The organism is Kitasatospora sp. NPDC059795, assembly GCF_042732175.1.
Classification (GTDB): domain Bacteria; phylum Actinomycetota; class Actinomycetes; order Streptomycetales; family Streptomycetaceae; genus Kitasatospora.
Genome location: NZ_JBHWID010000002.1, coordinates 385,451 through 398,300, shown reverse-complemented (window position 1 = coordinate 398,300; position 12,850 = coordinate 385,451). Strand labels below are relative to the sequence as shown.

Genomic DNA, 12,850 nt, shown 5'->3' with positions numbered 1-12,850 from the left:
TCCCCCACCCGGCCGCACTCCGGCATGCTGTGCCCACGACAGCCCACCGACAGCCCACCGCCAGCCCACCGCGACCCGGGAGCCCTCACCGATGTCCGACACCGTGCGCTACCACCGCGACGGCGCCCTCGCCGTCCTCACCATCGACCGCGCCGACGCCATGAACGCCCTCGACGTCGCCACCAAGGTCGCCCTCCGGGACGCCGTCACCACCGCCGCCACCGACCCCGACGTCCGGGCCGTGCTGCTCACCGGCGCCGGCGAGAAGGCCTTCTGCGTCGGCCAGGACCTCAAGGAGCACCTCGGACTGCTCCACCACCAGCAGGAGACCGGCGAGAGCGCCCTGCGCACCGTCGCCGAGCACTACAACCCGCTGGTCCGCGCCCTCGCCGGGATGCGCAAGCCCACCGTCGCCGCCGTCAACGGCATCGCCGCCGGTGCCGGCGCCTCGCTCGCCTTCGCCTGCGACTTCCGGATCGTCGCCGACACCGCCGGCTTCAACACCTCCTTCGCCGGCGTCGCCCTCACCACCGACTCCGGCGCCTCCTGGACCCTCCCCCGCCTGGTCGGCCACGCCCGCGCCACCGAGCTCCTCATGCTCCCCCGCACCGTCCGCGCCGAAGAGGCGCTGGCGCTGGGCCTCGCCACCCGGGTCGTCCCCGCCGCCGAACTCGCCACCACCGCCCACGAGTTCGCCCTCACCCTGGCGGACGGCCCGACCGTCGCCTACGGCGCGATCAAGGAGTCCCTGGCCTACGGCGCGTCCCACTCGCTGACCGAACTCCTCGACAAGGAGGAGGAGTTGCAGACCATGGCCGGCAACAGCGAGGACCACCGGATCGCCGTGGACGCCTTCGTGGGAAAGCAGAAGCCCACCTTCGTCGGCAAGTAACTCCCGAGGGGTGGAGCTCCCTTCACGCCACTCTCACCCCGCACTCCTGGCGAAGCCGGGGGCGCGGGGAACTGCGCGAAGGGGAACGGCGCTCTCGGTGAGGTCCGTGGACGGCGAGCCGTGGCCGCTCGGGCGGCCTACCGCGCGTGGCAGTCGGCCAGGTGGTCGTTCACCAGGCCGCATGCCTGCATCAGTGCGTAGGCGGTCGTCGGGCCGACGAAGCGGAAGCCGTTCTTCTTCAGGGCCTTCGACAGCGCGGTGGACTCCGCCGTCACCGCCGGGACCTCTGCGAGCGTCCGGGGCGCGGGCCGGGTCGGGTCGCCCGCGTGGTTCCAGACCAGGGTGTCCAGTTCGCCGGGGCCGAGCTCAAGTGCCGCCCGGGCGTTGGCGATTGTGGCCAGGATCTTCGCCCGGTTCCGGATGATCCCGGTGTCGGCCAGCAGCCGCTCCACGTCGGCGTCCCCGAACTCCGCGACCTGTTCGATCGAGAAGTCCCGGAACGCCGCCCGGAAGCCTTCGCGTCGGCGCAGGATGGTGATCCAGGACAGACCGGACTGGAACGCCTCCAGCGAGATGCGTTCGAACAGGGCCTGGTCCCCGTGGACCGGGCGGCCCCACTCGGTGTCGTGGTAGATCCGGTAGTCGTCCGCCGAGTCGCCCCACCCGCACCGCAGCAGCCCGTCCCCGCCGAGCACCGCGCCGGTGGTCACGAGTGGTCGCTCTTCTCGGCGTCCGAGGCGCCTTCGGAGGAGTCCTCGGAGGAGTCCTCGGAGGAGTCCTCGGAGGAGTCCTCGGAGGAGTCCTCGGAGGAAGGCTTCTTCTCCAGCACCGCCGTGAACGACTCCAGCCCCGGCAGCGGCTCCCCGCCGACGGCGCCCGTCGCCTCGACCGAGCCGCGCACCGCGCCGACCGCCTCCAGTTCGGCGATCTTCGCGTCGCGGAGGGCGAGTTCCGCGCCGAGCCGGTCGAGGACGTCGTCGACCTCGTCCATCCGGTAGCCGCGCAGCGCCATCGGCAGGCGCAGGTCGTCGACGTCGGTGCGGCTGAGCGGGCGGTCCTGCGGGAGGCGGGCGGTGACGCGGTCGTGCTCCGCCTCCGGAAGGGATCCGCCGCCGCCCAGCGCCACCAGTGCGGCGCCACCGACGACCACGGCCATCGCAACCACGATCACCCAGAACACGAGCTGTCCTCCGTCAGTCCCCGGTCGCCCGGTCGTCCCGGCAATTCCCGTCGGCTTCGGCCCTCTGGCGGGATCAGGTGGGATCATGGTCCCGTACAGGCCGGGGCCCATCATTGCACCCGGGAGCGCTGAGGAGGAGACACCGGTGGCACTACGCCTCGGCACGCGGGAGTTCGGTCCGGACGAGCTGCTCGTGATGGCGATCGTCAACCGCACTCCGGACTCGTTCTTCGACCGGGGGGCGACCTTCGCCGACGAGGCCGCGTTCGCCGCCGCGGACCGGGCGATGGCGGAGGGCGCGGCGATCCTGGACATCGGCGGGGTGAAGGCCGGGCCGGGCGAAGAGGTCACCGTCGAGGAGGAGTTGCGGCGCACGGTGCCGTTCGTGGCGGAGCTGCGCAAGCGCCACCCGGACGCGGTGATCAGCGTGGACACCTGGCGGCACGAGGTCGGCGAGGCGGTCTGCGAGGTGGGCGCGGATCTGCTGAACGACGCGTGGGGCGGTTTCGACCCGAAGCTCGCGGAGGTCGCGGCCCGGTACGGCGCGGGCCTGGTGTGCACGCACGCGGGCGGCGCGGAGCCGCGGACGCGTCCGCACCGGGTGGGGTACGAGGACGTGATGGCGGACATCCTGGCGGTGACCGTCGGGTTGGCCGAGCGGGCGCTCGAACTGGGCGTGCGCCACGACGGGTTGATCATCGACCCGGGCCACGACTTCGGGAAGAACACCCGGCACTCGCTGGAGGCGACCCGTCGGCTGCCGGAGATGACGGCGACCGGGTTCCCGGTGCTGGTGTCGCTGTCGAACAAGGACTTCGTCGGCGAGACGCTGGACAGGCCGGTGGACGAGCGCCTGCTCGGCACGCTGGCCACCACCGCCGTCTCGGCCTGGCTGGGCGCGCAGGTCTACCGGGTGCACCAGGTCGCGGAGACCCGTCAGGTGCTGGACATGGTGGCGTCGATCCGCGGCACCCGTCCCCCGGCGGTCGCCCGCCGGGGGCTGGCCTGACCGGCGGGCCGGCCGGGCCGTCGGGGGCGGCTACGCTTCCGTTCCCTGCGGCTTGCGGGCGTCCTCCAGGACCTTGAGCACGTCGGCGATGTCGTCGGTGACGTGGAACAGGTCGAGGTCCTGCGGGCCGGCCTTGCCCTCGGCGACCAGGGTGTTCTTCAGCCACTCCACCAGCCCGCCCCAGTAGGCGCTGCCGAACAGGATGACCGGGAAGCGGGTGACCTTCCGGGTCTGCACCAGGGTGAGCGCCTCGAACAGCTCGTCCAGGGTGCCGAGTCCGCCGGGGAGCACCACGAAGCCCTGGGAGTACTTCACGAACATCGTCTTGCGGACGAAGAAGTAGCGGAAGTTCAGGCCCAGGTCGACGTACTCGTTGAGGCCCTGCTCGAAGGGCAGCTCGATGCCGAGGCCGACGCTCAGCCCGCCGGCCTCGGTGGCGCCCTTGTTGGCGGCTTCCATCGCGCCGGGGCCGCCGCCGGTGATCACCGCGTAGCCGGCCTCGGCGAGGGCCCGGCCGATCTCCACGCCGGCCTCGTACTCGGGCGAGCCGACCGCTGTCCGGGCGGAGCCGAACACGCTGATGGCGGTGGGGAGTTTGGCGAGCGCGCCGAAGCCTTCGACGAACTCCGAGGTGATCCGCAGCACCCGCCACGGGTCGGTGTGCAACCAGTCGGTCGGCCCGGTGGTGTCCAGCAGCCGCTGGTCCGTCGTCTCCGTCTCGACCTGGTCCCGCCGGAGCAGCACCGGGCCCTTGCGCTTCTCGGGCCACGGCTTCTTGGTCCTGCGGACGTGTCCTTCTCCGTTGGCTGTCATGACGAAACCCTACGCCTGACAAGGCAACTTTCCGAGGAACAACGGAAAACGGCTGTGCGACGCCACCGGCCGCGGACATGCCGCTCCGACAAGCTACTTGGTGAGCCAGGCCCGCAGTCGCGCCTCGACGTCGGCGATCGCGGTCAGCGAGCAGTGCTCCTCGCGCTTGTGGGCCAGGTTCGGGTCGCCGGGGCCGTAGTTGACGGCGGGGACGCCGTGCGCGGAGAACCGGGCGACGTCGGTCCAGCCGAACTTGGCCCGGGGCTCGCCGCCGACGGCGGCCAGGAAGTCCTGGGCGGCGGGCTGGGAGAGGCCGGGCAGCGCGGCCGGGGAGGCGTCCACGATGTCGACCTGGTAGCCCTCGAAGACCTCCCGCAGGTGGGCCTCGGCCTGCTCCAGGCTGCGGTCGGGGGCGAACCGGAAGGCGACGTGGATCCGGCACTCGTCGGGAATGACGTTGCCGGCGACGCCGCCGTCGATGCGGGTGGCGTTCAGGCCCTCGCGGTACTCCAGGCCGTCGATGACGACCCGTCGCGGCGTGTACTCGACGAGCCGGCGGAGCACCTCGGCGGCCTTGTGGATGGCGTTGTCGCCGAGCCAGCTGCGGGCGGCGTGGGCGCGGACGCCGGTGAGCGTGATGTCGGCGCGCAGGCTGCCCTGGCAGCCGCCCTCGACGACGGCGCCGCTGGGCTCCATCAGGACGGCGAAGTCGCCGGCCAGCCAGTCGGGGTGGGTGGCGAAGAGGTGGCCGAGGCCGTTGCGTTCGGCCTCCACCTCCTCGTTGTCGTAGAAGACGTAGGTGACGTCGTGGTTGGGCTCCACCACCGTTGCGGCGAGCCGGAGTTGGACGGCGACGCCGGACTTCATGTCGGACGTGCCGCAGCCGTAGAGCAGGTCGCCCTCGACGTGCGAGGGCACGTTGTCGGCGATCGGGACGGTGTCCAGGTGGCCGGCGAGCACCACCCGCTGGGCCCGGCCGAGGTGGGTGCGGGCGACCACGTTGTTGCCGAACCGGTCGACGGTGAGGTGCGGGTAGGCCCGGAGCGCGGCCTCGACCGCGTCGGCGAGAGCGGTCTCCTCGCCGCTGACGGACGGGAAGTCGACGAGGCGGGCGGTCAGCGTCCCGCCGTCGAGGGTCAGGTCGAGGGGCTCGTTCGGGCTGCTCATGGCCGCCACCCTACCGAGCGGCCGGACGGCCCGGCAGCGGGGCACGCAACCGCACGGACCCGTACGACCGTCCGAGCGGTTACGGTGTCCGCGAACGGCGCGGACCCGATTCGGACCGCCGCGACAGGACGACGAGGGACGACGAGGAGAGGGGCGACCGTGGCCACAGACGCCGAGTACCCGGGGGGTGGCGCGTCCGAGCGCCGTCGGCGGCCGTGGTGGCGGATCCTGGTCGGGCTGCTGGCGCTGTCGGTGGTCGGCGGCCTGGTGGTGTGGCTGAACCGGGACAAGATCAGCGTCCCGGAGGAGGAGTGCAAGGTCGCCACCGCGGCGGGCTCCGGCAAGCTGGAGCTGGGCGCGGCGGCGAACGCGGCGACCATCACGGCGGTGGCGATGTCCCGCGGCCTGCCCGAGCGGGCGGTGACGATCGCACTGGCCACCGCCATACAGGAGTCCAAGCTGCGCAACCTGGAGGGCGGCGACCGGGACTCGGTGGGCCTGTTCCAGCAGCGCCCCTCGCAGGGCTGGGGCACGGTCGACCAGATCATGGACCCGGTGTACGCCACCAACAAGTTCCTGGACGCCCTGGTGAAGGTGAACGGCTACGCGCAGATGCCGCTGACCGACGCCGCCCAGCAGGTGCAGCGCAGCGGCTACCCGCAGGCGTACGCCAAGCACGAGAACAACGCGACACTGCTGGCGACCGTGCTGATGGGCCGTGAGCCGGCCTCGCTGAACTGCGTGGTGCACGAGCTGCCGCAGCCGGACGCGGCGGCCCCGCCGGCCACCGGCGTCTCGGAGCGGGTGCGCCGCGAGTTCGGCAAGGCGGTGACGGTGGCGGGCGCCGACCGGGCGCCCAAGGACCCGCGCGAGGTGCTGGCGTTCACCCCGCAGCCGACCGCGAGCACGGCGGGCGCGGGCGGCACCCAGCAGACCGGCTGGGCGCTGGCCCACTGGTCGGTGGCGCGGGCGGCGGACCTGGGCATCGGGCAGGTCGCCTACGACGGCAAGGTGTGGCGGGTGGACCGCCCCAACGACGGTTGGAAGCCGCTGCCGAACGCCCCGACGGACCGGGTGCTGGTGACGCTGGGCGCCCCGGCGAAGAAGAAGTGACGGCACCGACCGTGCGTTGACGCACAGATGCGCGGGTGACGGCCCACCGGGTGATTCGCGTCAACTCCCGCTGACGGCACGGCACTCGACGGAGAGCCGACACGCCGGTCCGTCCGACGCCCGGCGAATTCCTTCCCCGCCAAGGGAAGTGACGATTCTTCAGCACGTCGATCGTGGACGATCCGCACGGTTTGCCGGAAAGCGGATCGTCCGATCTTTGCCAACCCTTGACCTTGACCGGCCGAAACCTTCCCGGTGCTCTTGCGGTCATACACGTCGCCCGTGGGGCGAGCCGGACAGCTGTCCCGGCCGTCCGCCCGGCGGACCGTAGACCTCACCTCTTAGGAGCACCATGTCCCTCCCCCTCACGCGCCGGATCGCCCAGGCCGCGCTGATCGTCGCCGCCACCGCGGCGCCGCTCGCGGCCGCCGGTGCCGCCTCCGCCACCGAGGTGGTCCCGCAGACCGACCTGGGCGCGGGCGTGACCAAGCTGGCCAACGTCCCCAACTCGGGCGACACGGTGCAGGGGGCGACCCACGAGCTCGGCCAGATGGTCGGCACCACCGGCAGCGCGGCCCTCGCGGCGGGCGGCCCGGCGGCCGGCGACGCGGCCGGCAGCACCGTCGCGCACACCCTGCCGTCCACCGACGACGCGCTCGGCCACCTCGGCCCGGCCGCCAAGGCGGGCGAGCTGACCGGTGCGCTCGGCACGCTGTCCGACCGGGTCGTCCCGACCGTCGAGCAGAAGGTCGGCCCCACGGTCACCGACAAGGTCCTCCCGGCCGCCCAGAAGGCCACCGCCACCCCGATGCAGACCGTGGCCAAGGGCCTGCCGGTGGACCGGCTGGCGCACAGCCTGCCCGTCGCCGAGAAGCTCGACCCGGTCCTCGCTGCCGCCAAGTCGCTGCCCGTCACCGGCGCCGTGGCCGGCCTGGCCGAGCACGAGTCCGCCAACCGCCTGGGCGCGATGCCCTCGCTCGGCGGCGGCAGCAGCCCGCTGGGCGGCCTGCTCGCCGGCACCCCGCTGGGCGGCCTGCTGGGCGGCGGCCTGCCGATCGGCTGATCGCACCGCACGCCCACACGCCGAAGGGGCGGAGCCGACCGGCTCCGCCCCTTCCGCATGCCCGCGCGTCAGCGCTTGAGGCGCTCCACGGCGGCGGCCACCCGCTCGTCGGTGGCGGTGAACGCCACCCGCACGAAGCGGTCGCCCGCCGGGCCGTAGAAGTCGCCGGGGGCCACCAGGATGCCCAGCTCGGCGAGTTCGGCCACGGTCTCCCAGCACGGCTTGTCCTGGGTCGCCCACAGGTACAGGCTCGCCTCGGAGTGCTCGATCCGGAACCCGTACGCCTCCAGCGCGGCCCGCAGCGCACCGCGCCGCTTCGCGTACCGCTCCCGCTGCTCGGCGACGTGCGCGTCGTCGGCGAGCGCCACCGCGGTGGCGGCCTGCACCGGCGCGGGCACGATCATGCCGCCGTGCTTGCGGATCTCCAGCAGCTCGCGGACCACCACCGCGTCACCGGCCACGAACGAGGCCCGGTAGCCGGCGAGGTTGGAGCGCTTGGAGAGCGAGTGGACGGCCAGCAGCCCCTCGTGGGTGCCGCCGCACACCGACGGGTTCAGCACCGACACCGGCTCGGCCTCCCAGCCGAGTTCGAGGTAGCACTCGTCGCTGACCAGCAGCACCCGGTGCTCCCGGGCCCACGCGACGGCGCGGCGCAGCTCGTCCGCGCCGAGCACCCGTCCGGTCGGGTTGGACGGCGAGTTGAGCCAGAGCAGCCGGACCTTGCTGCCGTCCAGCTCGTCGACGTCGTCGTAGGCGACCGGCTCGGCGCCGCAGAGCAGCGCGCCGACCTCGTAGGTGGGGTAGGCGAGCTTCGGGTAGGCGACCTGGTCGCCGGGGCCGAGGCCGAGTTGGCCGGGCAGCCACGCCACCAGCTCCTTGGAGCCGACGGTGGGCAGCACCGCCTCGGGGCCGATCTCGGCGCCCATCCGGCGGTTCAGCCAGCCGGCGATCGACTCGCGCAGGGCGAGCGGGCCCCACACGGTCGGGTAGCCGGGCGTGTCGGTGTGCGCGGCCAGGGCCTGCTGGATCAGCTCCGGCACCGGGTCGACGGGGGTGCCGACGGAGAAGTCGCACAGCCCGTCCGGGTGGCTCTCGGCGGTGCGCTTGTACGGTTCGAGCTTGTCCCACGGAAAGACCGGCAGGCGGTCGGATACGCGGCGCGCCGCCCCCGGGTGGCCCGGGAACGGCGCGTGCGTGCTGTCGTTGGTGCTCACAGCGTGGATGCCACCGATCAGTGGTCGGCGTTCTGCGGGGGCAGGGCCGAGATGAACGGGTGGTCACGCTCGATCAGGCCGAGCTTGGAGGCACCGCCGGGCGAGCCCAGGTCGTCGAAGAACTCGACGTTCGCCTTGTAGTAGTCCTTCCACTCCTCCGGAGTGTCGTCCTCGTAGAAGATCGCCTCGACGGGGCACACCGGCTCACACGCACCGCAGTCCACGCACTCGTCCGGGTGGATGTAGAGCGAGCGCTGGCCCTCGTAGATGCAGTCGACGGGGCACTCCTCGATGCACGCCTTGTCCTTCACGTCGACACAAGGCTGCGCGATGACGTAGGTCACGCTGTCGTTCCTCCTCGGAAGGGCTGCCGCCCTACTGTTTACTCGGTCGCGCGGTGCGCGCGGCGTCGTCGATGCCCGCACCTAGTATCGCGGGTCGGGGGACGCAAATGCACAGGAGGTGTGCTCGATGGTCGGCGGAATGCCGCTCAGGGACCGTCCGGAGGTCCGGATAGACCCGTCTGACGTGGGAAGACGCGTCTCGGTACGGCGTGTTGACGGCGTGGCGGACGGACGGCCGGTGTTCCGCGATGTGATCGGCGTGCTCACTTCCTGGGACGACGACGGGTTGACGGTGGAATCCCGCGGCGGCGTGTCGGCGCACTTCGGGTCCGAACTGGTGGTCGCCGGCAAGCCGGTTCCGCCGTTCCCGGCCCGGAACGTCCCGGCGCCCGGGGCCACCCCCGCCGAACTCCAGCGCACCGCCGGCCGCGGCTGGCCCGCGATCGAACAGCAGCCGCTCGGCGACTGGCTGCTGCGCGCCTCGGCCGGCTTCACCCGGCGCGCCAACTCGGTGCAGGCGCTCGGCGACCCGGGCCTGCCGCTGGACGAGGCGCTGGACGCCGTCCGCGACTGGTACGCGGCCCGCGGCCTGCCCGCCCACATCGAAGTGGTCGAGGGTTCCTCGCCGCCCGAACTCGACGGCCTGGGCGAGCACTTGGCCCCGACCACGGTCCGCACGGCCCCGCTCGGCGCACTGACCAGGGCGGCCGCCCCGGACAGCTGGCGGCAGGTCAGGCTCTCCCGCGCCGCCGACCGCGACTGGCTCTCGCTGTACCGCCGGGTGGGCGACGACCCGGCTCTGGAGTCCGCCGCGGGCGCCGTCCTGCACGGCGGCCCCTCGGTCTGGTTCGCCCACGTGCCCGGCCCCGACGGCACCCCGCTGGCCATCGGCCGCATCGTCGTGGACGGCGCCTGGGCCGGCCTCTCCGCCGTCGAGGTCGTCCCGGCCGCCCGCCGCCGCGGCCTGGCCACCACCGTGATGGCCGTGCTCGCCGCCCGCGCCGCCGAGGAGGGCGCCACCGGCGCCTACCTGCAGGTCGAGGCCGACAACCAGGGCGCACAGGCGCTCTACGACCGGCAGGGCTTCACGACCAGTCACACTTACCACTACGCCCGCCTCTCCCAGCGGTAGCGTGCACCACCAGAACCGAGCCACGACCCCGCTGCCGAACCGAAGGCCGCAGTGACCGAGCAGAGCAGAATCCGCTTCCGAGACGAAGCCCGGGCCGAAGACCCCGACCCGGTGCTGCTGTGCCTGCTCGCCGCCGCCGAGCACACCCTCGGCGACCCCGGCGACAGCGCCGAACCGCCCGACCTGGACGCCGTCCTGAGCGCCTGCCGGACCGCCCTGGACCGGCACGCCGCCGCCATCCGCCAGGCCGTCGCCGAACGCCGCCCGAGCAGCCCCGAGGAGACCGCCGCGCTGCTCGCGGCGGTGCTCGGCGGCCGGGAACGCTTCCACGGCCGCCAGTCCGACTACCTGCGGCTCGAATCCTCCCTGCTCCCGGAGGTCCTCCGGCGCCGCCGCGGGCTGCCGATCATGCTCTCCCTGGTCTGGTCCGCGGTCGCCGCCCGGGCCGGCCTGACCGTCCACGGCATCGCCCTGCCCGGCCACTTCATCGTCGCCGTCGGCGGCCCCGCGAGCGGCGACGACTACGTCCTCGCCGACCCCTTCCACGGCGGCCGCATCCTCGACGTCCCCGACATCGAACGCCTGGTCGCCGCAGCCGGCGGCCGCTTCACCCCCGACCTGCTCACCCCCGCACAGCCCCTCGACACCGTGCTGCGCGTCCTCGCCAACATCCGCCACTGGGCCACCGAACGCCCCGAACACGCCCGCACCCAGCTCTGGGCCACCGAACTCGCCCTCCTCCTCCCCCGCCACCCCGCCCAACTCCGCCTCGAACGCGCCGAGTTGCTCGTCAAGACCGGCGATTTCCTGGGCGGCGCCGCAGAGATGGACGCGTACGCGGAGATCCTCGACGCCTTCGACCCGGACAGCGCGAGGCGCGTCCGCCAGGAAGCGAGAGCCTCGCGGCACCGGCTGAACTGAAGCTCCACCAGGGGCGCTGCGCGACCAGCGCAAGTCCAGTCCGCAAGGTCGCGATCACGTGCAGGTCATTGTCCTGCGTCGCGATCTTGCGGTCGGGTGCCTTCCGCTTCGCGCAGTTCCCCGCGCCCCTGGTGGTTCTCCTACAGCCAGCCCTTTTCGCGGGCGACCCGGACCGCCTCCGCGCGGTTGCGCGCCGAGGTCTTCTGGATCGCCATCGACAGGTAGTTCCGCACCGTCCCCTCGGAGAGGTGCAGTCGGGCCGCGATGTCCGCGTTGACCGCGCCGTCCGCCGCTGCCGCCAGGACGTCGCGTTCGCGGGCGGTGAGCGGGTTGGGCCCTTCCGAGAGGGCCGCCGCGGCCAGTTTCGGGTCGATGACCTTCTCGCCGCGCAGCACCCGCCGGATCGCGTCGGCGAGCTCCGCGGCCGGCGCGTCCTTGACCAGGAACGCGTCCGCGCCGGATTCCATCGCGCGGCGCAGGTAGCCGGGCCGGCCGAAGGTGGTGGCGATGACGACCTTGGTCTGCGGCCGGACGCGGCGGATCTCCGCGCAGGCGTCGATGCCGGTCATGCCGGGCATCTCGATGTCGAGCACCGCCACGTCGATCCGGGAGTCGACCACCGCCGCCGCCACCGCGTCCCCGCGGGCGACCTGCGCGACGACGTCGAGGTCGTCCTCCAGCGAGAGCAGCGCGGCGAGCGCTTCCCGCACCATGCCCTGGTCCTCGGCGAGGAGTACGCGTACCTGTCCGTCCGTCACGGGGCGCAGCCTATTCTCCGGTGGGGCCGGGTCGCAGCGGGACGAGGGCGCGCAGGCGGAAGCCCTTGCCGCGGCCGGCGGGGCCGGCGTCGAGGCGGCCGCCGACCTGTTCGAGGCGTTCGCGCAGGCCGGAGAGGCCATTGCCGGGGAGGGACTTGCCGGGTCCGGGGCCGTTGTCGACGATGTCCAGGACGGCGTGGCGGCCGTCGTCCTCCCAGGTCTCGTCGAGGTGGACGGTGCAGCGGGTGGCGCCGACGCCGTGCCGGACGATGTTGGTGACGGCTTCGCGCAGGGCCCAGGCGAGGGCGACGGATTCGTCGGTGCCGAGGCCGGGGCGTTCGTCGAGCAGCCTGGGGTCGGCGTCGAGTTCGATCTGGCTGGCGCTCAACGCGGTGCGGGCGGCGGCGAGTTCGACGGCAAGGGTGGGGCGGCGGAAGCCGCTGACGGCTTCCCGGACGTCGGTGAGGGACTGCCGGGCGACCTGTTCGATGTCGGCGACCTGGGCGCGGGCCTCGGCGGCCTTCCCGGCGTCCATGAGGCGGCCGGTGAGTTCGCTCTTGATGGCGATCAGCGAGAGCGAGTGGCCGAGCAGGTCGTGCAGGTCGCGGGCGAGGCGCAGCCGTTCCTCGGAGGCGGCGAGGTGGGCGACGGCGGTCCGGGCCTCGCGCAGCTCCCGCATGGTGGCGACGAGTCGTTGCATGCCGAGCATGGCGAGTCCGGCCAGCACGCAGGGCAGGCCGATGCTGACCAGGGTCCCGAGGTCGGCGTGGCTGGTGATCCCGACCGCGGCGAACAGGCCGGTGGTGGCGAGGACGCCGATGGGGCCGAGCCGTCCGGGCAGCAGGACCGCGACGCACACCGAGGTGTACGTGAACAGGGTCAGCCAGGCCTCGCCGAGGGCGTACGAGGTGCCGACGGCGATCGCGGCCATCAGGCCGAGCGGCAGGTAGCGCTTGGCCTGCCGGACGCCCGGGTGGTGGCGGATCACCACCAGGGACAGGTAGGCGGTGAGGAAGACGGCCAGCAGGACGGCGCCGGCGGTGGTCGCCGCGGGGGTGTGCTGACCGGTCGCCAGGTCCTGGACGGGGTAGGCCAGGTAGACCGCCCAGACGGAAGTCCAGGCGAGCTTGGCGAGCAGTTGCCGGCGGGTCTCCACGGGCGCGCCCGGGTACGTGGTCCAACGGCCGTCCGGCCCGTCCTCCCCGTCCTGGTCGGGGCGGCGGGCCGGGCCGGTGGTCTGCATG

General features: G+C 73.2%; 14 protein-coding genes. 6 read left to right on the top strand and 8 right to left on the bottom strand.

Annotated elements, in window-relative coordinates; all coding sequences use genetic code 11:
* The first annotated feature begins 91 nt into the window (after positions 1–91).
* Positions 92–892 (top strand): enoyl-CoA hydratase/isomerase family protein, encoded by an 801-nt coding sequence (locus ACFV4P_RS05755; RefSeq protein WP_380467722.1) that lies wholly within the window; start codon positions 92–94, stop codon positions 890–892.
* A 137-nt stretch (positions 893–1,029) separates the two neighbouring features.
* Here the strand turns inward: ACFV4P_RS05755 and ACFV4P_RS05750 are convergent, their stop codons facing one another.
* Positions 1,030–1,602 carry a DNA-3-methyladenine glycosylase I gene (locus ACFV4P_RS05750; RefSeq protein ID WP_073810972.1) on the bottom strand — a complete coding sequence of 191 codons (573 nt, stop codon included), beginning with the start codon at positions 1,600–1,602 and terminating at the stop codon, positions 1,030–1,032.
* Positions 1,599–2,048 (bottom strand): DivIVA domain-containing protein, encoded by a 450-nt coding sequence (locus tag ACFV4P_RS05745; protein WP_380467720.1) that lies wholly within the window; start codon positions 2,046–2,048, stop codon positions 1,599–1,601. The genes ACFV4P_RS05750 and ACFV4P_RS05745 overlap by 4 nt, the downstream gene beginning before the upstream one ends.
* 220 nt (positions 2,049–2,268) lie before the next feature.
* On the opposite strand from ACFV4P_RS05745, the gene folP reads away from it, so the two are divergent.
* Positions 2,269–3,081: a dihydropteroate synthase gene (gene folP / locus ACFV4P_RS05740; protein WP_380468164.1), complete on the top strand. Its 813-nt coding sequence runs from the start codon at positions 2,269–2,271 to the stop codon at positions 3,079–3,081.
* Between the two features lie 30 nt (positions 3,082–3,111).
* Here the strand turns inward: folP and ACFV4P_RS05735 are convergent, their stop codons facing one another.
* Positions 3,112–3,894, bottom strand: coding sequence for a TIGR00730 family Rossman fold protein (locus ACFV4P_RS05735; protein WP_380467718.1), 783 nt, complete (start codon positions 3,892–3,894; stop codon positions 3,112–3,114).
* A gap of 93 nt (positions 3,895–3,987) precedes the next feature.
* The gene (gene dapE / locus ACFV4P_RS05730) at positions 3,988–5,061 is read right to left on the bottom strand and encodes a succinyl-diaminopimelate desuccinylase (protein ID WP_380467716.1); all 1,074 of its coding nucleotides are present in this window, start codon (positions 5,059–5,061) and stop codon (positions 3,988–3,990) included.
* A gap of 159 nt (positions 5,062–5,220) precedes the next feature.
* On the opposite strand from dapE, the gene ACFV4P_RS05725 reads away from it, so the two are divergent.
* A complete protein-coding gene (locus ACFV4P_RS05725; RefSeq protein ID WP_380467714.1) occupies positions 5,221–6,174 on the top strand; it encodes a hypothetical protein in 954 nt (317 codons plus the stop codon).
* 352 nt (positions 6,175–6,526) lie between these two features.
* The gene (locus ACFV4P_RS05720; RefSeq protein ID WP_073810981.1) at positions 6,527–7,237 is read left to right on the top strand and encodes a hypothetical protein; all 711 of its coding nucleotides are present in this window, start codon (positions 6,527–6,529) and stop codon (positions 7,235–7,237) included.
* A 68-nt stretch (positions 7,238–7,305) separates the two neighbouring features.
* On the opposite strand, the gene dapC is transcribed toward ACFV4P_RS05720, so the two are convergent.
* Together dapC and fdxA are read right to left on the bottom strand one after the other, a co-directional pair.
* The gene (gene dapC, locus ACFV4P_RS05715) at positions 7,306–8,451 is read right to left on the bottom strand and encodes a succinyldiaminopimelate transaminase (protein WP_380467711.1); all 1,146 of its coding nucleotides are present in this window, start codon (positions 8,449–8,451) and stop codon (positions 7,306–7,308) included.
* A 17-nt stretch (positions 8,452–8,468) separates the two neighbouring features.
* On the bottom strand, positions 8,469–8,795 hold the full coding sequence (gene fdxA / locus ACFV4P_RS05710; protein WP_073810985.1) for a ferredoxin: 327 nt from the start codon (positions 8,793–8,795) through the stop codon (positions 8,469–8,471).
* 238 nt (positions 8,796–9,033) lie between these two features.
* Here fdxA and ACFV4P_RS05705 point away from each other — a divergent pair, with 238 nt between their 5' ends.
* Together ACFV4P_RS05705 and ACFV4P_RS05700 are read left to right on the top strand one after the other, a co-directional pair.
* Positions 9,034–9,927 (top strand): GNAT family N-acetyltransferase, encoded by an 894-nt coding sequence (locus ACFV4P_RS05705; RefSeq protein WP_380467709.1) that lies wholly within the window; start codon positions 9,034–9,036, stop codon positions 9,925–9,927.
* Between the two features lie 51 nt (positions 9,928–9,978).
* Positions 9,979–10,848, top strand: a complete 870-nt coding sequence (locus tag ACFV4P_RS05700) for a transglutaminase family protein (RefSeq protein WP_380467707.1) — start codon at positions 9,979–9,981, stop codon at positions 10,846–10,848.
* A 140-nt stretch (positions 10,849–10,988) separates the two neighbouring features.
* Here ACFV4P_RS05700 and ACFV4P_RS05695 read toward each other — a convergent pair whose 3' ends face one another.
* Together ACFV4P_RS05695 and ACFV4P_RS05690 are read right to left on the bottom strand one after the other, a co-directional pair.
* Positions 10,989–11,606 carry a response regulator transcription factor gene (locus ACFV4P_RS05695; RefSeq protein WP_073810991.1) on the bottom strand — a complete coding sequence of 206 codons (618 nt, stop codon included), beginning with the start codon at positions 11,604–11,606 and terminating at the stop codon, positions 10,989–10,991.
* Between the two features lie 10 nt (positions 11,607–11,616).
* A complete protein-coding gene (locus ACFV4P_RS05690; RefSeq protein ID WP_380467704.1) occupies positions 11,617–12,849 on the bottom strand; it encodes a sensor histidine kinase in 1,233 nt (410 codons plus the stop codon).
* Position 12,850: the final 1 nt, after the last annotated feature.

Bases quoted from the DNA above. Each gene is read 5' to 3' on its own strand.
- ACFV4P_RS05755 (WP_380467722.1), top strand. From the start codon at position 92: ATGTCCGACACCGTGCGCTACCACCGCGACGGCGCCCTCGCCGTCCTC.
- ACFV4P_RS05745 (WP_380467720.1), bottom strand. From the start codon at position 2,048: ATGGCCGTGGTCGTCGGTGGCGCCGCACTGGTGGCGCTGGGCGGCGGC.
- folP (WP_380468164.1), top strand. From the start codon at position 2,269: ATGGCGATCGTCAACCGCACTCCGGACTCGTTCTTCGACCGGGGGGCG.
- ACFV4P_RS05735 (WP_380467718.1), bottom strand. From the start codon at position 3,894: ATGACAGCCAACGGAGAAGGACACGTCCGCAGGACCAAGAAGCCGTGG.
- dapE (WP_380467716.1), bottom strand. From the start codon at position 5,061: ATGAGCAGCCCGAACGAGCCCCTCGACCTGACCCTCGACGGCGGGACG.
- ACFV4P_RS05720 (WP_073810981.1), top strand. From the start codon at position 6,527: ATGTCCCTCCCCCTCACGCGCCGGATCGCCCAGGCCGCGCTGATCGTC.
- ACFV4P_RS05690 (WP_380467704.1), bottom strand. From the start codon at position 12,849: ATGCAGACCACCGGCCCGGCCCGCCGCCCCGACCAGGACGGGGAGGAC.